Source organism: Mesocryomonas lacus, from assembly GCF_055730135.2.
Genome location: NZ_JBUZWE020000003.1, coordinates 295,270 through 314,289 on the forward strand (window position 1 = coordinate 295,270; position 19,020 = coordinate 314,289).

Consider the following 19,020-nt stretch of genomic DNA (forward strand, 5'->3'; position numbering starts at 1 on the left):
TCATTCGCCCCGGCCTCCTCCGCCGAGGCAAACAAAAGCCCGCGCGAAGCGGGCTTTTGTCGTTCAGAGTCACAGCCGGTCGACGGGCCGGAGCAAGTTTAGTTCAGGCGGATCACGACCCCATTGCCGCGGTGATGGCGACGGTCGTAACGACGCTCGCGATCATAACGCGAATATCGGCTGTGCCGACGGCCATCATAGTACCTATCGCGATAATAGCGGCGCTCGGCGCGGTGATGCCGGCGCTCCGCGCGATGATATCTGCGCTCGGCGCGGTGATGACGACGCTCGGCCCGATCGCCGCGGTAACCGTCTCGGACCATCACGACATCCGACTGCGAGAAGCCCTGCGCCGTCGCGGGGGCGGCGGTGAAGCCAGCGGTGACGATGGCAACGGCCATCGCGACAGACTTGAATGATATACGCATGCAATCCTCCCAATGATGCCGAAGAACACGCCGGGTTTGCTAAGGTTCCGCCGAGCATTGAGACCGGACCGCGCCGGACCCGAGGCTGTCGCCCACTGTTCTGGGGTCAGCCGGCCACGGGGCGCCAAAGCGTTGCGGCAATCGTGACCCTCGGCTGGATCGGCAAGAGACGCTGCAGGATCGACAGAGATAGAGGGCTCGCGTCCCTCCGTCGGGAGAAATAGCGCCTAGCGCTGTTCCTCCAGCCGGACGCGAAGACCATCGGCGAACAGCCGCAGCGCAGCCTGAACGTCGGCGAGATGCCGTTCCTCTCCCTCATAGCCCGCGCGCGGCGCCCGCTCGATCGAGGTGGCAAGGGCAATCACCTCCTCCTCCGCCTCGACGGGAAAGATTTCCCGCTGTGTCGCGCGCTCGGCATAGAGCGCTTTCAGGAGAAGATCCTGCGCCTGCGCCTGGCTCTGCAGCTTCATGATGGCGCCGGCCATGAACTTGAGGGCGGTCTCGCTGGCGGACATGGCGATCTTTCCGGAAGAGGCTTGTCGGGTGCGGCCACGAACGGCCGTCGGAGGGCCTCAAATGGGCCGGCACACCGCGGGAAGCAAGCGCCGATGCGGAAGCCGCCCTCCGTGCTGTGGTTGCGTCCGGCGGCGCCGGTCTCCATCCTTGCGCGGAACTGGACCTGAACCAACAAGCGAGACGGAATGATCGACGAGACCACAGCGGCCGGCCAGACCGGAGAAGCGGGCGAAGCGGACCTTGCCACCGGATCGAACGCGCCGCGCACCGAGCACCGCAACCTCGAGCGGGCACTCGGCGCCCATGTCCGGCGACTGCGCCGGCAGAAGGACCTGTCGATCGCCGACCTGTCGGCGACCGCCGGCATCTCCAGCGGCATGCTGTCGAAGATCGAGAACGGCCAGATTTCGCCATCGCTCTCGACGCTGCAGTCGATCGCCTCGGCGCTCGCGGTGCAGATGTCGACGCTGTTCGCCGAGTTCGAGGAGCAGCGCGACTGCTCCTACGTCAAGGCGGACCAAGGCGTCGTCATCGATCGCCGCGGCACCAAAGCCGGGCATGTCTATCGCCTGCTCGGACACGGGCTGCGCACCGATGTGGTGGTCGAGCCCTATCTCATCGAGTTGCACGAAGATGCGATGCCCTACACCAACTTCCAGCATGCGGGCACCGAGTTCATCTTCATGCTGACCGGACGGGTCGATTACCGGCACGGCGAGCGGACCTATGAACTTTCACCGGGCGACGCCATGCTCTTCGACTCCGCGTCCCTGCATGGACCGGAGAAGCTGATCGAGCTGCCGTCGACCTACTTGTCGATCATCGTCTACAGCCGCGAACAGACCTAGCCGCGCCCGATGACACACCCATTCGGCAAAGCTCGAATTGAGCGGCGCCGAAAACACAAAAAAAATCCCGGCGGCTTTGCAGCCGCCGGGATCCATCAGATTAGACCGGGGTCAGGGTGTCAGCGTGGTGCCGTCCTCAGTGCCCGGCACCGGCGGGGCCGGTGGCGCCATCCCGCCTGCCGGGGCCATCGGAGCTGGCGGTGCGGGGGGCATCGTGAGGTTCGGGAGCTTGTCGAGGATCGGCTTGGCCGCGTCGAGGCAAGCGCGCAGCGCCTCGTCGCCGCACTCGATCCGGATGCCGGTATCGCGGCCCATGCGGATGTCGATACCCTTCATCATCGGCGGCGGCGCAGGCGGTCCGCGGCGACCGTCGGGACGTGGGCCCTTGCCGGGAGGCAGCGGGGGCATGTCGCCCGGCATCGGTGCCATTTCGCCACCGGGAGGCGGCGGCGGGGCAGCCTGGTCCATCGGCGCAATCGCGCCGCCGGGAGCCGGGGGCGGCGCCGGCTGGGCGGCCGCGAGCGAGGTCAGGCCGACCGCGAAAGCGGTAGCAAGCAGGGCTTGTTTCATCATTAGTTTTAAGCCTTTAAGAGAATGAATTCCGGATTGGAGAAGAGCCGATCGGCCGTCACAGTTCCGGAACGATTGCGGAAAAAATTCTCGTCTTTGTCCGTCCGGGTGACGGCCTTGCGGCCGCCGTTCCGTCGAACCTCTTGGGAGGAAAACCGGCCGCTGGCTCAGTTGTCCTCGATGGGGCCGCCCTCGAGGGGCGCAGGATCACGCGGGCCATGCTTGTGACCGGGGCCATGGCCCGGGCCACGCGGCGGCGGAGTCAGTTCGTCGATGCGCTGGTCGGCATGGCGGATGGCATAGGCATGCAGCGACCCGTCGTCGAAGCGGCCCTGCACCGTGATGTTCTCGCCGACCTCGACGAGTTTGGCGCCCTCGCCGGCCGGACCGGTCTCGACCAAAGCGCGGGCGGCGCCGTCGGTGATGACGAACTTGTTGCCGTAGATCTCGGCGACCTTGCCCTCGATGCCGACGGCGGAAGTATCGGTGAGCGCGGCGATGGCGGTCGGGGCGAGAGCGGTGTCAAAGGATGCCTCCTGGCCGCGCACTGCGCTCCAGGCAGCGGCACCGCCGGCCGCACCGACGGCGAGGAGAACGAGGGCACTCACGCCGAGAAGCGCATTGCGCGAGCGGGAGCCGGCCAGGCGGGAGCGCTTTGCGGTCGCCTTCGTGCCGGCAGCAGTCGTGCCGTTGTGGGTGCCGGCAGGGGTCTGCGGGGTGGAGGGCTGGTCTTGGTCGGTCATGTCGTCACCTCTGTGATTGCGATGACCCTTTCTAGCGACCCCCTGCCCACGGCAGCCTGAACCGGCCCGTTCAGTTTCGGTTCAGCCCGCTCCGACAGCGCGTCTTGCGGGCGGGGCCTTTGCGGGCGATACGGCCCCGGCGTAGACTGGTGAACGGTAGATCTCGAAGGACATGACCGGCATAAAGGAACTCTGGGGGCGCGTCAGACAGCGTTATCTGTCGGTTCCGACCCTCCTTCGCCTGATCCCGATTAGCGTGGTCCTCGTCACCGGCATCGTCGCGACGGGCTGGACGCACCGCCTGCTGAACGACCAGCGGGATCTCGTCGTCCACACCCACGAGGTGATCGAGACCACCAAGGACGTCCTGATCGGACTCGACGACGCCGAGACGGGACAGCGCGGCTATCTCCTCAGCGGCGACCGGCGCTACCTCGATCCCTACGACAAGGCGCTGGAGCGCCTGACCGGCATGCGGGCGACACTCGCGCGCCAGGTTTCCGACAACACCGACCAAGGCGCCCGGCTGGACCGCCTGGGGGTTCTGATCGACACCAAGCTCGCGGAGTTGCAGGACTCGATCGCCTTGCACGACAGCGAAGGCTTCGAGAGCGCCAGGGCGCGCGAGATCCAGATGATGGAACGCGCGACGATGGACCGGATCCGCCACGAGATCGGCCTGCTGACCGAGAGCGAGAAGGCGCTGCTGAAGGTGCGCGACGCCAATGTCGAGACGGACGAGAATCGCGTCCGCTGGGTAGCGATCCTGATCGCGATCGGCTCGTTCCTGACCCGTGCCGCAGTCGAAATGTACCTCACCCGCAAGGGTCTCGACGTCCGCACCGAGCCGCTCGACGGGGTATAGTCGGCACGGGGTTTGCATTTCCCGGCCGCACCCGCATGGAGCCTTTCCAAACCGGCCGCGACCAAGGCTGCAGGCTGACCGCGGCGCGAGCGAGGATCAGCGCCAGCGACATGATGAGGGCACCGAGATTCAGCAAGCGCCAGGCACCGACGGTCAGCCCTTCGCGGCAGAGCGCGGCCAGCCAAAGCATGGTCTTCAGCGATCCGGTGACCGAGAGGTTGGGGCTGATGTCGATGCCGAACAGGATGGAGTAGCGAAAGCCCGCTGAAGCGCGAGATGCGCGAATGCGTCACCCCAAGGTGCCCGGGAGTGCGAGACTCGCCGAGAAACCGCCGAGCTTCGCGCGGCCGACCGTCAGCGCGCCGCCGTAGAGCTCTGCCAGCTCGCGGGTGATCGGCAAGCCGAAACCGTGGCCGGGCGTCAGCTCGTCGAGCCGCCGCCCCGGGCGCAGCGCCTCGGGCATCTCGTCGGGCTCAAGGCCCGGGCCGTCGTCTTCGACAAGGATGGCGATAAGCGGCCCCGCGGCTTCGCAACGGACCGAGACAGATGCGCTTGCCCATTTGCAGGCATTGTCGAGGAGGTTGCCCAGCATCTCGTCGAGATCCTGTGGCTCGACGGCGGCGACGGCCGACGGCGGGATTGCCGTCTCGATCGCCAGCCGGCGTTCCGCGTGGATACGCTGCAGCACGTCGACGAGGTCCCCGACATGCGCGCCGACCGGCGTCGCGGCGCGTGCGGCACCGCCGATGGCGGCGACACGGGCCCGGGCGAGATGATGACGGATCCGCTGGTCCATCGCCTCGACGAGCGCGCTGGCCTCGCCGCCGGGATCGCGCCCGGGCGTGCGAAGCGTCATCGCGAGTTCGGCCAAAGGCGTCTTCAGCCCATGTGCCAGATTGGCGACGTGCCGGCGCGCGCGGGTGAGGCTTTCGGCGCCATCGTCGATCAGCCGGTTCAGCTCGGCCGCCAGCGGTGCCACCTCGCGCGGCTGCGCTGACGGGACGTGCGCCCGCCGGCCGGAGCGCACATCTTCCAGCGACCGGCGCAGACGCTCGAGCGGCGCAAGGCCGGTGCGGACCTGCACGACGGTCGCCAACAGAAGGACGAGACCGAGGAAGAGCATCGAGGCGAGCAATGGCAGCAGCGCGTCGCGCAGCGGATCGTAGATCGCCCGCATCGGTGCCGTCACCACGATGGTCAGTTCCTCGCCGGCGATGGTGACGGAAAAGCTCCTGACATGGAGCGGAGGAAGGCGGTCCGCCCGGTCTGGTCCGTGAGGCCGCGCGTTTGCGTCATTGTCCACGTCGTCCAGCGGCGGCGGCGGCGGGGCCGGCCCGTCGAGAGGGCGAAAATCCAAAACCGCCTCGCGGTCGATCCGGCTGGAATCGGCGATCGGCCCACGCGGCCCCTCGACGCGCCAGGTCCATCCCGACCGTGGCCGATCGAAGGGCGGCGCGTCGAAGCGCGGCAGCATCGCGCCGGCCCCCGTCGGCGTGCCGTCGCTTGCCCGCAGGGCGGCGGCGATGGCGAAGGCCTGCGCATCCAGTCGCTGGTCGATCTGGCCGACGACGAAGCGTGACAGGAGAATGCCCATCACCAGGCTGACGAGCGCGATGGCGCCGAGCGTCGAAACACCCGCCACCGCCAGCAGGCGCCCGGACAGCGAGGAGGGCAGCCGCAGCCTCATGCCGTGGGCTCGGCCAGGCGATAGCCGTGGCCGCGGACGGTCTCGATGAGGTCGGCGCCGATCTTGCGCCGCAGCCGCGCGACGATGACCTCGACAGAGTTGGAATCGACCTCGGCATCGCCGTCATAGACCCGTTCCATGAGGTCCGGCCGCGAGACGACGTGGCCCTTGCGCAGCGCCAGACACGACAGGACTCGCCATTCGAGGCCGGTCAGCCGCAGCGGCAGACCGTCGAGGTCGAAGCTGCCGAGCTGGGCATCGAAACCGAGCGGGCCGCATTCGATCCGGGTCTCGGCATGGCCGTTCGCCCGCCGCACCAGCGCGCGCAGGCGCATCACCAGTTCCTCGTTGCGGAATGGCTTCATCAGATAGTCGTCGGCGCCCGCCTTGAACCCCTCGACCTTTTCCGACCAGCCGTCGCGGGCGGTGAGGATCAGCACCGGATGACGGCGTCCCCGCTTTCGCCATTCCTTCAGCACCGCGATCCCCGGCACCAGCGGCAGGCCGAGATCGAGCACCGCCACGTCATAGGCGCCGGTCTCGCCGAGATGCTGCCCGTCCTCACCATTGCCGGCGATGTCGACGGCAAAATCCTCGCGCCGCAGCATGTCGGCGAGCTTTTCCGCCAGCGAGGCGTCGTCTTCGACGAGGAGGACCTTCATGAGAGACGCGCCTTGGGGTTGAAAGCTGTGGTCAGCGGGTGAAACCAGCCGCAATGCTGTAGAACCAAAGGCGCTTACTAGGCCCGGCGGTTGAACCGAAACTGAACGAGACGGGACTGACTCGGTTGCTTGCGGTCTGAAGCAACCGCCTTCACCACCTTCAGCAGACATGGTCCGTTCGCCTGACAGTCGGCGGCGCCGAGAGGCGATCGGCCGCATGGCACCGGAATTACGCATTCGTATAGTTCCAGCAACGTCCTGCGGAGCCCAACGCAGTAGAGCCTCGGCCACGGCGCCGCTCCCTTGCGTGACGACACCGGACAGGCTCGTTATCGGCAAGGATGCGCATGCTCTCCATCATCGTTCCCGCGTTCGACGAGGCCGAGAACATCGAGAGCCTGGTGACGGAGATCCTCGCGGCGGCAGAGAACGTTCCGATCACCGAGATCATCTACGTCGACGACGGCAGTACCGATGCCACCGTGGATATTCTGCGGCAGCAGCAGGCGCGCTGCCCTCACCTCCGCATCATCCGGCACGGGCGACGGATGGGCCAGTCGGCCGCCTTCCTCAGCGGCGCGCGGGCGGCGACCACCGAGCTTCTGGTGTTCATGGACGCCGATGGCCAGAACGATCCGCAGGATATCGCCAAGCTGCTGCGCACGTTCCAGGGAAACCTTCCGGCCGCCGCCGCTGTCCTCGGCCAGCGGGTCGGACGGCGCGACGTCTGGAGCAAGCGCATTTCGTCCAAGCTCGCCAACCGGCTGCGCCGCGCGATCCTCCATGACAACACCCGCGACACCGGGTGCAGCCTGAAGCTGATCCGCCGCGCCGACTATCTGGCGCTTCCCTATTTCGACCACATGCACCGCTTCCTGCCGCCCATGCTGATGCGCAACGGCGTCGAACTGCGCCATGTCGACGTGTCGCACCGCCCGCGCGCCCGCGGCGTCTCGAAATACGGCTTCCGCAACCGTGCCTTCGTCGGGGCGGTCGACCTCCTCGGCAGCGCCTGGCTGATCCAGCGCGGCCTTCCGCTCGACTATTCCTCGACCGAAATCGGCAAGGGCAGCCCGCTATGACCAAGGAGCATCTCTGGCTCGGCATCGGCCTTCTCGGCCAGAGCCTCTTCTTCATGCGCTTCCTGGTGCAGTGGATCGCCTCCGAGCGGCAGCGCATCAGCGTCGTGCCGCGGGCCTTCTGGTATTTCAGCCTGCTCGGCGGCACGACGCTGCTGGTCTACGCCATCCACCAACGCGACTTCGTCTTCACCCTCGGCCAGGCGCTCGGCCTCCTGATCTACGGGCGCAACCTCTCCTTCGGGCGCAAGCCGAGCGCGATGGCGGGCGACGCCGCGTGACGACGAAGACCGACCGCTTTCTGCCCTACGCCGTCCTCTTCCTGTTCTGCCTCGCCTCGCTCGCCTTCCGGCCGATCCTGCCGCCGGACGAGACGCGCTATCTCACGGTCTCGTGGGAGATGTTCCTGTCGAGGGACTGGTTCGTCCCCAGCCTCAACTTCGCGCCCTACCATCACAAGCCGCCGCTGCTGTTCTGGCTGATCAATGCCGCCTGGGCGCTGTTCGGCGTCGGGCGGCCGGCGGTGGCGGCGGTGATGTTCACCATCGCGTCGCTGGCAATGCACCTTACCTGGCGGCTCGGCCGTGCGCTGTTCCCAGACCGGGCAGACATTGCCGCGCGCCTGCCCTGGCTGATGCTGGGAAGCGCACCCTTCCTCATCTATTCCGGCCTGATCCTCTTCGACCTCCTCCTCACCTGCTGCATCCTTGCTGCCGTTCTCGCTTTCCTCGCCTTCGCGCGGGGGCAAGGCCTGCGCTACGCCATCCTCGCTGGCCTGTTCATCGGGCTCGGGGTGCTGGCGAAGGGACCGGTGGTGCTGATCCATCTGGCTTGGCCGGTCGGCTTCTACGCCTTCTGGCGATCGGACCGGGAAATCTTGCCGACGGGCGCCTTCCTGCGCGGGGCGGGACTTGCCGTCCTCGCAGGCCTGATCCCCGTCGCCGTCTGGCTCGTGCCGGCGCTGGTGGAGACCGACGGATCCTTCGCCTACGCGCTGATCTGGGAGCAGTCGGCCGGGCGCATCTCCGGCAACATGGAGCAGTCGCACCCGCGGCCGTTCTACTTCTACCTTCTGCTGCTGCCTTTGCTCGGCATCCCCTGGATGCTCCTGCCGGATTTCTGGCGAGGTTTTGCCGCGGCGCGACGCACTCTTCGCAAACACCTCGCAAGCGGCGACCGGGACATCCGGGCGCTGCGGCTGCTGCTCGTCTGGTCGCTCGGCGTCGTCGCCACCTTCAGCCTGATCTCGGGCAAGCAGCCGCATTATCTCGTGCCGCTGCTGCCGCTGGTGGCGATCGCCCTCGCCTACGCCATGGCCAATGCCCCGCTGAAGGATATCCGCCGCGGTGCCGTGATCACCGCCGCCGTGCTCCTCGTCGCGCAAGGGGTCGCCGCCAGCCTGTTCTTCCCGAAATTCGACCTGTCGCCCGTCGCCGCCTTCATTGCCGACAGGCCGGAGGCGAGTTTTGGCTACAGCGGCACCTATTCCGGCGAGTTCGGCTATCTCGCGCGCCTGCACAGGCCGATAGAGGTGGTCGACCGCGCCGCCGCGCCCGGCTGGCGCGCCGCCCATCCCGGCGGCTTCCTCATCAATTATAACCGGCATATGAGCCAGCCGGCGGACGGCGAAGTGATGGCGATCCCCTACCGCGACGGACGCCTGACGATCGTTACGGCCGGGGCGCCCTTCTCCGTCCTGCCGGACACGACCGAGAACTGATCGCGCCCGCGTTCCTTTAAAATCCGCAACCGTCAGCGAACGGGCCGCGCCTCGTCTTCGCCGCCCGGGCTGACGGTGAAGACATGCGTGAACAGGCCCCGTCGGCGTTCCTCGAGCCGAACGGCGGGCGCTGTCGGCCAGAGCGCCGAAATCTCCCGCCCGCGAAAACCGGCGCGGACGCTCGCCGGCGCGTCGTTGCGCGTCACGTCGTTGGCGCCGACGACCCGCAGCATGCTCGAGGCGAGAAGCGGAAACCGCGCACGCAACGGTTCGGTGGCGACGAAGACTGGCGCCCGCCGTGCCAGCCCGTGCAGCAGTCGGGAGAGCGGCGCATCCTCAAAATGATGCAGGAACAGGTTGGTCGAGATGGCGTCGAAGGGTCCGCCCTCGGCGCCGTCGCCGCGCGGACGGTCGAGCCATTCAAAAATGTCGGCGGTGACGACCTTCAGGCGCCAGCCGAGCGCTTCAAAGCCGCCGTGGCACGCCTCGGCGACGAGGTCCTGACGGTCGAGCAGCGTCACCTCGACGCCCGGCCAGTCGCGCGCGAGCTTGCGCGCGACCCGCAGCATGAACGTGCCATCGCCGGAGCCGATCTCCAGCAGCCGTTTCGGCGGCTGCTGCACATTGGCCCGAAGGAGGCCGGCGGTGATGCCGGGCTGGCCCATCAGGATATTCACCCGGCGAAGGTCGCCGCGCGAGGCGATGGCGCGCGGATCGTTCTCGGCGAGATGATCGAGGATCTCGTCCTCCACCTGCCGCGTCGCGAGACCCTTCTTTTCCCCGCTCATCCGACCGCCTCGAACAGCATCGTCTCGGCGGTCAGGCCCGGCCCGAAAGCCATGCCGCATCCCTTGCTGCCGGCGGACGCGCTCGCCAGCATCTTCTCCAGCACGAACATTACAGTCGCCGACGACATGTTGCCGTTGTCGCGCAGCACGTTGCGGGAGGGGTCGAGCGCGGTAGCCGGCAGATCGAGGGCGCGCTCCACCGCATCCAGCACGGAGCGCCCGCCGGGATGCACGGCCCAGAGATTGATCTCGTCCGTCGGGACATCGCCGATGACCTCGGCGCGCTGATCGCCGAGCGTGCGCTGGATCGCCGTCGGAACCTGGCCCGACAGCACCATGTCGAAGCCGTCGTCGCGCACGCTCCACGTCATCAGGTCGCGGCTTTCAGCCGCGAGAAGCGCCCGGAAACTGTCGAGCCGGAAACCCGCGGGGTCGGCGCTGACAAGCGAGGCCGCGCAACCGTCGCCCCAGAGGCAGAAGGACAGGAGACGCTCGAGATCCGTGGTCTCTTTGAGATGCAGCGTGCAGAGCTCGATGTTGACGACGAGCACGCGGGCGGCAGGTTCAGACCGGACGATGTGGCGCGCTACCTTCAAGGCGTTGATCGCGGCGTAGCAGCCCATGAAGCCGATCATCGTCCGCTCGACGGAAGCGCTGAGGCCGCAGCGCGCGACGATCTCGAGATCGATGCCCGGCGCTGAGAAACCGGTGCAGCTGGTGACGACGAGGTGGGTGATGCCGGCGCGCTCCGAGGCCGGCAGCAACTTCTCCACCGCCTGCTGCGCCAACGCCGGCGCATGCTGCTCGAAGAGGTCCATGCGCCGCCCGGTGCCCGGGAAGCTGCCGCGGGCATAGACGCCTTCCGCATCGACCGACGGGCCTTGCGGATCGTCGGTCGGAATGAGGCAGGAATAGCGGTGCTCGATGCCGCCCTTGTCGGCCATGCGCCGGAACACGGCTTGCCGTCGCGGATCGCCGTCGAGCTGCGCGGTGGCGAAATCGAGGAAATAGCGATGGACTTCATGCGCGGGAACGGCGGTCGCCGTCCGGTTCAGATAGGCGGTTTGCAAAGGCGTCTCGATCCGAATGAGTCTGCAGGGCCCAAACGTTGGAGATGACGCCCGGTCGCATGCCAATCGCTAAGTTACCGATATGTATAGCAGCGTCCACCAGGCGTTTTGGGGCATCGCCGGGCGACGGGCACGCGGCGCAGAACCGACGGCGCAATCAACGGAGGCACATACCCATCTCCCGGTAGTAAAGCGCCTTAGTTCCATCACGCTTTCGTTTGCCACTCACTGAATATCTTCCGGATTCTTTTAAGTCGGCCTTATGAATAGGGGGCTACTGGCTCTGGCCAACGGGGCGGCTGATCGCCCTTTTCCTTTATGGCGGTGGCAAAATGGCATTACGGGTCGGGCAGACACTTTACGCATTTTTTCTGGTGGTAAGTCTGGGCATCGGCGTCGCCGGCACGATCGGCGCCTATCAGCTGAACGAACTGAAGGTCGGTGGGCCCGTCTACGAACAGGTGGTCGACGGCAAGGATCTGCTCGCCGACATCATGCCGCCGCCGGCCTTCCTGATCGAAGCCTATCTCGACCTCGCCCTTAGCCATGAGGGCGCGACCTCTGTCGACGCGACCCAGGCAGAACTCGCCCGACTGAAGACAGCCTATGACGAGAGACTCGCCCACTGGCGGAACTCGGCGCTTCCCGCCGACATCAAGGCTGCGCTTGAAGAAGCGGGCCGCCCGGCCCAGCAATTCTGGTCGATGCTCGACACCGCCTACCTACCGGCAGCGCGCAGCGGGAACGCGGCGGCCGAGCAGAAGATTTATGCCGACCTGCAAGGGCTCTACGCCGAGCACCGCAAGGGCATCGACGCGCTCGTCGCAGCGGCGGTGCAGCTGAACGGAACGCTGGAGGACGGTTCGCGGGCCCGCGCTTTCGGCGCCACCCTTTGGCAGCTGGGCTCGGTCGCGCTGGCGCTGACCGTGCTGCTTCTCGGCGTGCTCGCCCTCCGCCGCCGGGTCATCGCGCCGCTGGTGGCCGTGACGTCTGCGATGCGCGCACTCGCCGGCGGACGGCTCGAGGCCGAAATCCCCGCGACCGGCCGGGACGACGAGATCGGCGCGATGACGAATGCGCTGACGGTGTTCCGCACCGCCGAAACCGAGCGCCGGGCGCTCGCGGCACAGACCGAGACGCAGCGCGCCGAGGCAGACGCCGAGCGCGACCGGCGGGCCTTGGCCGACCAGGCGCGGACCGACGAGCTGAAGGCTTTCGTCCTCGACATCGACCAGGGCTTTGCCGCGCTGTCCTCCGGCGACCTGACCGCCCGGATGACCAAAGCCGTCGCACCCGAATTCGAGCCGATCCGCGAGAAGTTCAACGGCACCGTCGAGACGCTCGACCAGACGATCGGCGCGGTGGTCAGGGCGTCCGGCACGATCCGCACCGGCCTGCACGAGATCTCCGTCGCCTCGAACGACCTCGCGACCCGCACCGAACAGCAAGCCGCGAGCCTCGAGGAGACGGTCGCCGCGCTCAGCGAAGTCACCGGCACCATCAACGAGACGGCTGCCGGCGCCCGCCATGCGCAGGCCGCCGCCGAAACGACGCAGAAGACCGCCGAACGGGGCAGCGACGTCGTCGGCCGCGCCGTCATCGCCATGACCGACATCCAGAAGTCCTCCGACGAGATCGGCAAGATCATCGGCGTCATCGACGAGATCGCCTTCCAGACCAACCTCCTCGCGCTCAACGCCGGGGTCGAGGCGGCCCGGGCCGGCGAGGCAGGCCGCGGCTTTGCGGTGGTGGCGCAGGAAGTGCGCGGCCTTGCCCAGAGATCGGCCGAGGCGGCAAAGCAGATCAAGGAACTGATCTCGACCTCGAAAGGCCAGGTCGTCCAGGGCGTCTCCCTCGTCACGACCTCGGGCGAGTTGCTGTCGGAAATCATGGAACAGGTGGTGCGGATGAACGATCTCGTCTCGCAGATCGCGGTGCGCGCCGCCGAGCAGGCCGTCAGCCTGCGCGAGGTCTCGGTCGCCGCCGACCAGATGGACAAGGTGACCCAGCAGAACGCCGCGATGGTCGAGGAGACCACGGCCGCCGCGGAAAGCCTGACCAGCGAGACCGAGGAACTGGCCGGTCTCGTCGAGCGCTTCCGGACCGCCGGCGGCGGCGGCAGGGTGACGCAAGCCCTGCGCCCCGCCGCAGCAGTGCGGCCTGCGGTCGCCCGGCCCGTGACCCAGCTGCGCACCGTCGGTCAAGGCGGCGCGGCTCAGAGGCATAGCACGGACGAATGGGCAGAGTTCTGAACGGCGACGCCCGGCGTTGATTTCACCCTGGGGCGGACCACGGTCCGCTCCAGCCCAACCTTCCCAGCTACCGCGTTCCCGCAGGTGCAGGAAACCCTCGATCCCACCGGCTCCCCTTGAGACCGCCCGAACTTTCCGCTACGCCACTGAAAGGCGGGCCTGTAGCTCAATTGGTTAGAGCCGGCGGCTCATAACCGCTTGGTTGGGGGTTCGAGTCCCTCCGGGCCTACCAATTTTCAGAGCGAGCGAAGTTGCGAGCGGCGCTGGTGCGGCGGCACGCCCTTTGCCCTCGACGTCATCTGGTACCGGCTGGATGACGCTGGCCAAGAGCCTCGGCTTTGACATTGTCGTAGACGTGTCGGCGCGCGCTCTTTCCAGGGCGTCGTCGCAGCGCTCGATCCGCCGGAGCGCCGGCAGAGACTGGTCATCTGCCGCGACGATCCGACCCCAATTTCGCGGCGCTTGCATCGAACGTCTTGGCCGGGTGGGCCGGCTCATCCGATGTGAGGCGATTGCCTCAGAAGAACTGAACGCAAAGCTAAAAAACATCGAATGTAGATGGGCACAAAAGGAATTAATTCGCCAAAATAATATTAGGCTGTTCTCTATTTTATCTCAAAATTATTCGCATTCTTTAGTAATTTAATCTGGCTGGCGTCAGACAATGAACTGACATATACTGCGCCGCCAGCCGTAGGGCGGCTCTTCATTCCACATGTGCGTGCCTTCAGAGTTGGCGCGGGAGACGCGGCATGCAGGTGACAGAAAATACAGCCAGCGTGGAGATGGGGTCGGTCGACCTTACTGCCTGCGATCGCGAACCCATCCACCTCATCAGCGCCATCCAGCCAACCGGCTTCCTGGTTGCCGTCTCTACCGACTGGTTGATCTCGCGGGTATCGGCCAATGCGCCGCAGTTCCTAGGTCTGCCCGTCGAGCAGCTCTTGGGCTCGTCGCTCCGCGAACTGTTCGACCCGGAAGCCGTCCATACCTTGCGCAACCGGCTGGCACGATTCAGGCACGACGATTCCGTCGAGCGCGCTTTCGGCGTGTCCTTGCTGCCGCAAGGCGACCGGTTCGACATCGCGGTCCACATGTCGAATGGCGAGGTGGTGATCGAGGCCGAGCCGAGCGAGGCCGTGGGCGAGATGAACCCCTCGGCCATGGTGCAGTCGATGCTCGGTCGGCTGAACGGCGTCACCGACCTCGGCAAGCTTCTCGGCGAGGCGGCGCGGCAGGTGAAGGCGCTGACGGGGCACGACCGGGTGATGATCTACCGCTTCCATCCGGACGGCTCCGGCGAGGTGGTGGCCGAGCGGATACGCGCCGGTCTCGTGCCGTTTCTCGGGCTGCGCTATCCGGCATCGGACATCCCCCGGCAGGCCCGCGCGCTGATGGAGCGCAATCTGGTTCGCGTGGCCGCCGACATCTCGGCAGAACCGGCGGCGATCCTGCCCCGGCTGGGCGCGACCGGCGCCCCGCTCGACCTGTCCTTGAGCACACTGCGCGCGCATTCCCCGATCCATGTCGAATACCTGAGGAACATGGGCGTCGAGGCGACGCTTACCATCTCGCTGCTGCGCCGCGGGCGGCTCTGGGGCCTCATCGCCTGTCACCATATGGCGGCACGGGCCGTCAGCTACGAACGCCGCACCACGGCCGAGCTGTTCGCCCAGTTCCTGTCCCTCTTGATCGAGAACCGCGAGCGCGACGAGATTTCCGACTACGAGCAGCGCACCCAGCGCCTGCACGAGGGGCTGATGGCGGCGATCGCGGAAAACGGCTCGACCGCCGCAAACCTTGCGGCGATGTCCGAGCGGATCAGCGAGATCGTGCCGTGCGACGGACTGGCGATCCGCATGGGCGACGAGACGGTCCTCGTCGGCCTGACACCGTCGGGCGACGAGGTCGTCGCTTTGACGCGCTTTCTCGACCAGGCCGGGGCGAGCCAGATCTTTTCCGCCAACTCGCTCGGCCTCGTGCACCCGCCCGCGGAGGCCTATGCGGAGACCGCGGCGGGCGTCCTAGCGATCCCGATCTCCCGCAACCCGCGCGACTACCTGATCTTCTTCCGCCGCGAGATTGCCCAGTCGGTGATCTGGGCCGGAGACCCGGCCAAGCCCGTCGAGGCAGGCCCCGGCGGCATGAGGCTGACGCCGCGCAAGAGCTTCGAGGCCTGGCGCGAGATCGTGCGCGGCCATTCGGCGCCCTGGACCGATCCCGAGCTGCGCGCCGCAGACGCGCTGCGGGTGACAATGCTGGAAGTCGTGCTGCGCATCACCGGCTTTGCCGAGAACGAGCGAAAGGCGGCAACGCAGCGCCAGGACCTGCTGATCGCCGAACTCAACCACCGCGTCCGCAACATTCTTGGCCTGATCCGGGGGCTAATTTCGCAGAGCAAATCCGGCGCGACGAATGTCGAGAGTTTTGCGGCGACCATCGGCGGCCGGGTTCAGGCGCTGGCCCGCGCCCATGACCAGATCACCGAAAGCGACTGGGGACCGGGATCGCTGCAGACCCTCATCGCCACCGAGGCCGCCGCCTATCTCAACGGCAATGCGCACCGGGTCCGGACGACAGGACCCGGCGTCCTGCTGCATCCAGAAGCCTTCGCCACCATGGCTCTGGTCATCCACGAGATGGTGACCAATGCCGCGAAATACGGCGCGCTGTGCGATCGGAACGGCGGTGTCGGCATCCACTGGGACGTCGATCCCCAAGGCGACCTCGTGATCGACTGGAGCGAGACGGGCGGCCCGCCCGTCCAGGCGCCGGCGAGACGCGGTTTCGGAACGACGATCATCGAGCGCTCCGTACCGCATGATCTCAACGGCAACGCGACCGTCGACTACTTGCTTCACGGGCTAAGGGCGCGCTTCGTCATTCCCTCGAAGTTCGTTCAGCCGGAAACCGAGATGACCCCCGTCCAGATCGTCGAGATCGTCCCGCCGGAGGCGTTCAGTCTTTCCGGCTGTGTTCTGCTGTTGGAGGACAGCATGATCATCGCGATGGATGCAGAGGAGATGCTGTATTCGCTCGGGGCCGAGCGGGTGCAGATCGGGAACGACGTGCGAGAGGCGCTGCGCCTCATTGCCCTTGATCCGCCAAGCTTTGCCGTGCTCGACGTCAATCTGGGAGACGAGACGAGCTTTGCGGTCGCCGACCGGTTGCGGGAGGCCGGAATCCCCTTCGTGTTCGCGACCGGTTACGGCGATGCAGCTGACCTGCCGGCGATCCACCGCGACCGCGTCGTTATCAAGAAGCCCTATACGTCGGCATCGATCGCGGAGGGAGCCTCGAGGGCGACAGCGGGACCGGACAAGCCGAACTCGTCAGACGAGGCTGCCTCGAGCCCTTGCACCGAGGAGGCGCTATCCTAAACAGGATCGGCAGTTTCCCCTGATCACGGATGCGACCGTCCTATCACCATGCCCTAGCCGAGAATATCACGCCGGGCGCGGGCTTTGCGCGTTGCCCGGGCGACCCGTGCGGCGACGGCTTCCTTCTGCTGGAGGCGCAAAGCCTTTAGGCGGGCGGTCTTGGCTGCAGTGGTTTCCGGGATTGGGGGCGGTGGTGCAGTCTTCTCGTCGTCCGGCATTGGTCTTTCCTCAAGCGGCCGCCTGTCGACCTATAGTTCGCCATAAAGGTGGCGCCCGTCTCCGCGCAAGACTTGATCGCCGCGCGAGGAAGCCGGTATCGGTCGGTCTCAGCCAAGCAGCATCCGGACGTGATCGTTAAGAAAGACCCCGTTCGGGTCGAGCCGGCGCCGCAGCGCGCGAAAATCGCCCGCGCGGGGGTATAGTGCCGTTACGTCGTCGGTATCCAGGAAATGCAACTTGCCCCAATGCGGGCGGGAGCCGAACGCGCGCAGGATCTGGTCGACGTCCTTCAGGAAGTCCCAGTAGTCGATGCCAGGCTGGCCGGAGACCGAGAGAGAGATCGAGTCGCGCTCGTGGAACGGGCTCAGCCAGGCCCCGTCACCGGCGGTGAAACGGTACTCTATCGGGAAGATGCAGTTGGTGTGCCGCGTCAGCATGAGCGTGCGAACGGCGCGGACGGCGTCCTTTCCGTGCTGGACGGGGACGGCATATTCGAGTTCATGGAAGTTCGGCACGTATTCGATGGGATAGATGTCCGAGGAATAAGCGATCTTCTCGTAGCGCGACTTCATTTCCGGTCGCTCGGTCATGTCCATCACCTTCATCTCGCAGATGTCGGCGGACTTGGTCGTGGTCGACCACGGCGCCTCGGACGTGTCGTCAAGGCAGTAGAGATGGCGGCTCTCCGCAACGGGGCACCAGAAGAAGCCGAAATGCCGATGGTTGGCGGCCAGTTCATCATGCCGCGCCATGCAGGTTTCGAAATCATCGCGCCAGAGGTGTTCGTGCAGACGGTAGGCCGGCAAGGTATCGAGCGTCATCTCGGAGATCACGCCGAGCGTGCCGAGCGACACGCGCGCCGCGAGCAGCAGGTCACGGTCCGTCCCGTCGACGACGAGGATACTGCCGTCCGGCTGCACCAGGCGCAGCGCGGCGACCTGGGAGGCGAGGCAACCAAGCCGCGCGCCGGTGCCGTGCGTGCCGGTGGTGAAGGCGCCGGCCACCGCCTGCGTGTCGATGTCGCCCTGGTTGGCGAGCGACAGGCCGTGCTGCTTCAGCGCCCTGCCGATATCGCCGATCCGGGTGCCCGCGGCCACCCTCACCCGGCTGCCGTCGACGCCGAGGACGCCGCTGAGGCCGGCCAGCGACAGCAGCAGGCCGCCGGTGCCGACCACTGGCGTGAAGGAATGGCCGGAGCCGGCGACGCGGACGTTGAGGCCGCGCCCGGCGGCTTCATTGACCATCTCGGCGAGCTGGTCCTCGCTCTCGGGTGCGGCCTTGTAGCGAGCGATGCAGGACTGGTTGCCCACCCAATTGCGCCAGAGGCCACCCTTTTCGAAGGTCATGCAGCTCTCCCCGGTATAGCGGTCAGGCGGCGGTGAAGCCGTTGTCGACGAACAGATGCGTGCCGTTGACGAAGCTCGCCTCGTCGCTGAGCAGGAACAGCGCGGCGCTCGCCACCTCTTCCGGCCGGCACATGCGGCCCTGCGCCGCCGCGATCGCGGCATCGGACACGTCGACGCCGTAGCGCGTCAACTCCTCCACCTCGCGGCTGCCGTGCGCGGTCTGAATGAAGCCGGGGCAGACGGCGTTGCAGCGGATGTTGCGGTCACGGAACTCGACGGCGATGGCGCGGGCGAACATGTGCACCGCGCCCTTCGTCGCCCCGTAAAGCACTTCCATCGGCGTGCCGGCGACGGCGGAGATCGACGAGGTGCAGACGATGCGGCCGCCGCCCGCGGCCAGCATGCCCGGCAGAACGGCGCGCGTCATCAGGAACATCGAGCGCACGTTCACGTCCATCAGCCAGTCATAGTCTTCATCGGTGGTCTCGAGGAACGGCTTCACGACGATCGAGCCGGCATGGTTGAAGAGGAGCGTCGGCGCGCCGAAGGCCTCGCCCGCCCGCGCCACCGCCGCCTCGACCTCGTTGCGGCGGGAGACATCGGCATGGCAGAAAATCGCTTCCCCGCCGCCAGCCCTGATGTTGTCCGCGAGTGCCTCGCCAGCCTCGCGCTGCCGGTCGACGATCGAAACCCTTGCGCCCTCAGCAGCAAACAGCGTAGCGGCCGCGCCGCCGCATCCCGTCGCGCCACCGGAGATCAGCGCGTGACAGCCTTGCAGACGTCCGGACATGTCAGCGCTCCCTATCCCGTACAGTAAACGACTTGACAAAAACTCGGCGCCTTGGCC

Annotated in this window: 18 protein-coding genes and 1 tRNA gene; 8 read left to right on the forward strand and 11 right to left on the reverse strand. The window is 66.9% G+C overall.

The annotated features are described in order from the left end of the window. Positions 1 to 98: 98 nt before the first annotated feature. On the reverse strand, positions 99 to 428 hold the full coding sequence (locus ACZLZY_RS06540; protein ID WP_472932837.1) for a hypothetical protein: 330 nt from the start codon (positions 426 to 428) through the stop codon (positions 99 to 101). A 227-nt stretch (positions 429 to 655) separates the two neighbouring features. Next, complete coding sequence (locus ACZLZY_RS06545) at positions 656 to 943, reverse strand: hypothetical protein (protein WP_472932839.1); 288 nt, start codon at positions 941 to 943, stop codon at positions 656 to 658. A 186-nt stretch (positions 944 to 1,129) separates the two neighbouring features. Between ACZLZY_RS06545 and ACZLZY_RS06550 the strand changes: the two genes are divergently transcribed. Beyond that, positions 1,130 to 1,792 (forward strand): helix-turn-helix domain-containing protein, encoded by a 663-nt coding sequence (locus ACZLZY_RS06550; RefSeq protein ID WP_472932841.1) that lies wholly within the window; start codon positions 1,130 to 1,132, stop codon positions 1,790 to 1,792. Positions 1,793 to 1,903: 111 nt separating this feature from the next. Here ACZLZY_RS06550 and ACZLZY_RS06555 read toward each other — a convergent pair whose 3' ends face one another. Further along, complete coding sequence (locus ACZLZY_RS06555) at positions 1,904 to 2,362, reverse strand: hypothetical protein (RefSeq protein WP_472932843.1); 459 nt, start codon at positions 2,360 to 2,362, stop codon at positions 1,904 to 1,906. Between the two features lie 167 nt (positions 2,363 to 2,529). Continuing rightward, positions 2,530 to 3,105, reverse strand: coding sequence for a hypothetical protein (locus ACZLZY_RS06560; protein WP_472932845.1), 576 nt, complete (start codon positions 3,103 to 3,105; stop codon positions 2,530 to 2,532). A gap of 172 nt (positions 3,106 to 3,277) precedes the next feature. Here ACZLZY_RS06560 and ACZLZY_RS06565 point away from each other — a divergent pair, with 172 nt between their 5' ends. Beyond that, positions 3,278 to 3,970 carry a CHASE3 domain-containing protein gene (locus ACZLZY_RS06565; protein ID WP_472932847.1) on the forward strand — a complete coding sequence of 231 codons (693 nt, stop codon included), beginning with the start codon at positions 3,278 to 3,280 and terminating at the stop codon, positions 3,968 to 3,970. 289 nt (positions 3,971 to 4,259) lie between these two features. Here the strand turns inward: ACZLZY_RS06565 and ACZLZY_RS06570 are convergent, their stop codons facing one another. Both ACZLZY_RS06570 and ACZLZY_RS06575 read right to left on the reverse strand, forming a co-directional pair. After that, positions 4,260 to 5,657: a sensor histidine kinase gene (locus tag ACZLZY_RS06570; protein ID WP_472932849.1), complete on the reverse strand. Its 1,398-nt coding sequence runs from the start codon at positions 5,655 to 5,657 to the stop codon at positions 4,260 to 4,262. Beyond that, the gene (locus tag ACZLZY_RS06575; protein ID WP_472932851.1) at positions 5,654 to 6,319 is read right to left on the reverse strand and encodes a response regulator; all 666 of its coding nucleotides are present in this window, start codon (positions 6,317 to 6,319) and stop codon (positions 5,654 to 5,656) included. Before ACZLZY_RS06575 ends, ACZLZY_RS06570 begins: the two co-directional genes overlap by 4 nt. 347 nt (positions 6,320 to 6,666) lie before the next feature. Here ACZLZY_RS06575 and ACZLZY_RS06580 point away from each other — a divergent pair, with 347 nt between their 5' ends. From ACZLZY_RS06580 to ACZLZY_RS06590, 3 genes are read left to right on the forward strand one after another with little or no spacing between them, the layout of a single operon-like run. Beyond that, positions 6,667 to 7,401 carry a glycosyltransferase family 2 protein gene (locus tag ACZLZY_RS06580; protein ID WP_472932853.1) on the forward strand — a complete coding sequence of 245 codons (735 nt, stop codon included), beginning with the start codon at positions 6,667 to 6,669 and terminating at the stop codon, positions 7,399 to 7,401. Next, positions 7,398 to 7,679, forward strand: a complete 282-nt coding sequence (locus tag ACZLZY_RS06585) for a lipid-A-disaccharide synthase N-terminal domain-containing protein (RefSeq protein ID WP_472932855.1) — start codon at positions 7,398 to 7,400, stop codon at positions 7,677 to 7,679. Before ACZLZY_RS06580 ends, ACZLZY_RS06585 begins: the two co-directional genes overlap by 4 nt. Then, positions 7,676 to 9,118: an ArnT family glycosyltransferase gene (locus ACZLZY_RS06590; protein ID WP_472932857.1), complete on the forward strand. Its 1,443-nt coding sequence runs from the start codon at positions 7,676 to 7,678 to the stop codon at positions 9,116 to 9,118. Before ACZLZY_RS06585 ends, ACZLZY_RS06590 begins: the two co-directional genes overlap by 4 nt. A 32-nt stretch (positions 9,119 to 9,150) precedes the next feature. Here ACZLZY_RS06590 and ACZLZY_RS06595 read toward each other — a convergent pair whose 3' ends face one another. Beyond that, positions 9,151 to 9,906 carry a methyltransferase domain-containing protein gene (locus ACZLZY_RS06595; protein WP_472932859.1) on the reverse strand — a complete coding sequence of 252 codons (756 nt, stop codon included), beginning with the start codon at positions 9,904 to 9,906 and terminating at the stop codon, positions 9,151 to 9,153. Then, the gene (locus ACZLZY_RS06600; protein WP_472932861.1) at positions 9,903 to 10,976 is read right to left on the reverse strand and encodes a type III polyketide synthase; all 1,074 of its coding nucleotides are present in this window, start codon (positions 10,974 to 10,976) and stop codon (positions 9,903 to 9,905) included. The genes ACZLZY_RS06595 and ACZLZY_RS06600 overlap by 4 nt, the downstream gene beginning before the upstream one ends. Before the next feature lie 332 nt (positions 10,977 to 11,308). Between ACZLZY_RS06600 and ACZLZY_RS06605 the strand changes: the two genes are divergently transcribed. From ACZLZY_RS06605 to ACZLZY_RS06615, 3 genes are all read left to right on the forward strand, one after another. Continuing rightward, a complete protein-coding gene (locus ACZLZY_RS06605; protein WP_472932863.1) occupies positions 11,309 to 13,228 on the forward strand; it encodes a methyl-accepting chemotaxis protein in 1,920 nt (639 codons plus the stop codon). A 155-nt stretch (positions 13,229 to 13,383) separates the two neighbouring features. Next, positions 13,384 to 13,460: transfer RNA gene (locus ACZLZY_RS06610), tRNA-Ile, on the forward strand. A gap of 520 nt (positions 13,461 to 13,980) precedes the next feature. Continuing rightward, a complete protein-coding gene (locus ACZLZY_RS06615) occupies positions 13,981 to 16,608 on the forward strand; it encodes an HWE histidine kinase domain-containing protein (RefSeq protein ID WP_472932865.1) in 2,628 nt (875 codons plus the stop codon). 53 nt (positions 16,609 to 16,661) lie between these two features. On the opposite strand, the gene ACZLZY_RS06620 is transcribed toward ACZLZY_RS06615, so the two are convergent. The 3 genes from ACZLZY_RS06620 to ACZLZY_RS06630 form a co-directional block, all read right to left on the reverse strand. Then, on the reverse strand, positions 16,662 to 16,826 hold the full coding sequence (locus ACZLZY_RS06620) for a hypothetical protein (RefSeq protein ID WP_472932867.1): 165 nt from the start codon (positions 16,824 to 16,826) through the stop codon (positions 16,662 to 16,664). Between the two features lie 108 nt (positions 16,827 to 16,934). Then, a complete protein-coding gene (locus ACZLZY_RS06625) occupies positions 16,935 to 18,173 on the reverse strand; it encodes an FAD-linked oxidoreductase, L-gulonolactone oxidase family (protein ID WP_472932869.1) in 1,239 nt (412 codons plus the stop codon). Between the two features lie 22 nt (positions 18,174 to 18,195). Further along, the gene (locus tag ACZLZY_RS06630) at positions 18,196 to 18,963 is read right to left on the reverse strand and encodes an SDR family NAD(P)-dependent oxidoreductase (protein WP_472932871.1); all 768 of its coding nucleotides are present in this window, start codon (positions 18,961 to 18,963) and stop codon (positions 18,196 to 18,198) included. Between the last annotated feature and the right edge of the window lie 57 nt (positions 18,964 to 19,020).

What these genes read in the sequence shown, in the direction of transcription:
- ACZLZY_RS06540 (WP_472932837.1), bottom strand. Translation starts at nt 428, where the DNA reads ATGCGTATATCATTCAAGTCTGTCGCGATGGCCGTTGCCATCGTCACC.
- ACZLZY_RS06545 (WP_472932839.1), bottom strand. Translation starts at nt 943, where the DNA reads ATGTCCGCCAGCGAGACCGCCCTCAAGTTCATGGCCGGCGCCATCATG.
- ACZLZY_RS06550 (WP_472932841.1), top strand. Translation starts at nt 1,130, where the DNA reads ATGATCGACGAGACCACAGCGGCCGGCCAGACCGGAGAAGCGGGCGAA.
- ACZLZY_RS06555 (WP_472932843.1), bottom strand. Translation starts at nt 2,362, where the DNA reads ATGAAACAAGCCCTGCTTGCTACCGCTTTCGCGGTCGGCCTGACCTCG.
- ACZLZY_RS06560 (WP_472932845.1), bottom strand. Translation starts at nt 3,105, where the DNA reads ATGACCGACCAAGACCAGCCCTCCACCCCGCAGACCCCTGCCGGCACC.
- ACZLZY_RS06565 (WP_472932847.1), top strand. Translation starts at nt 3,278, where the DNA reads ATGACCGGCATAAAGGAACTCTGGGGGCGCGTCAGACAGCGTTATCTG.
- ACZLZY_RS06570 (WP_472932849.1), bottom strand. Translation starts at nt 5,657, where the DNA reads ATGAGGCTGCGGCTGCCCTCCTCGCTGTCCGGGCGCCTGCTGGCGGTG.
- ACZLZY_RS06575 (WP_472932851.1), bottom strand. Translation starts at nt 6,319, where the DNA reads ATGAAGGTCCTCCTCGTCGAAGACGACGCCTCGCTGGCGGAAAAGCTC.
- ACZLZY_RS06580 (WP_472932853.1), top strand. Translation starts at nt 6,667, where the DNA reads ATGCTCTCCATCATCGTTCCCGCGTTCGACGAGGCCGAGAACATCGAG.
- ACZLZY_RS06585 (WP_472932855.1), top strand. Translation starts at nt 7,398, where the DNA reads ATGACCAAGGAGCATCTCTGGCTCGGCATCGGCCTTCTCGGCCAGAGC.
- ACZLZY_RS06595 (WP_472932859.1), bottom strand. Translation starts at nt 9,906, where the DNA reads ATGAGCGGGGAAAAGAAGGGTCTCGCGACGCGGCAGGTGGAGGACGAG.
- ACZLZY_RS06605 (WP_472932863.1), top strand. Translation starts at nt 11,309, where the DNA reads ATGGCATTACGGGTCGGGCAGACACTTTACGCATTTTTTCTGGTGGTA.
- ACZLZY_RS06615 (WP_472932865.1), top strand. Translation starts at nt 13,981, where the DNA reads ATGCAGGTGACAGAAAATACAGCCAGCGTGGAGATGGGGTCGGTCGAC.
- ACZLZY_RS06620 (WP_472932867.1), bottom strand. Translation starts at nt 16,826, where the DNA reads ATGCCGGACGACGAGAAGACTGCACCACCGCCCCCAATCCCGGAAACC.
- ACZLZY_RS06625 (WP_472932869.1), bottom strand. Translation starts at nt 18,173, where the DNA reads ATGACCTTCGAAAAGGGTGGCCTCTGGCGCAATTGGGTGGGCAACCAG.
- ACZLZY_RS06630 (WP_472932871.1), bottom strand. Translation starts at nt 18,963, where the DNA reads ATGTCCGGACGTCTGCAAGGCTGTCACGCGCTGATCTCCGGTGGCGCG.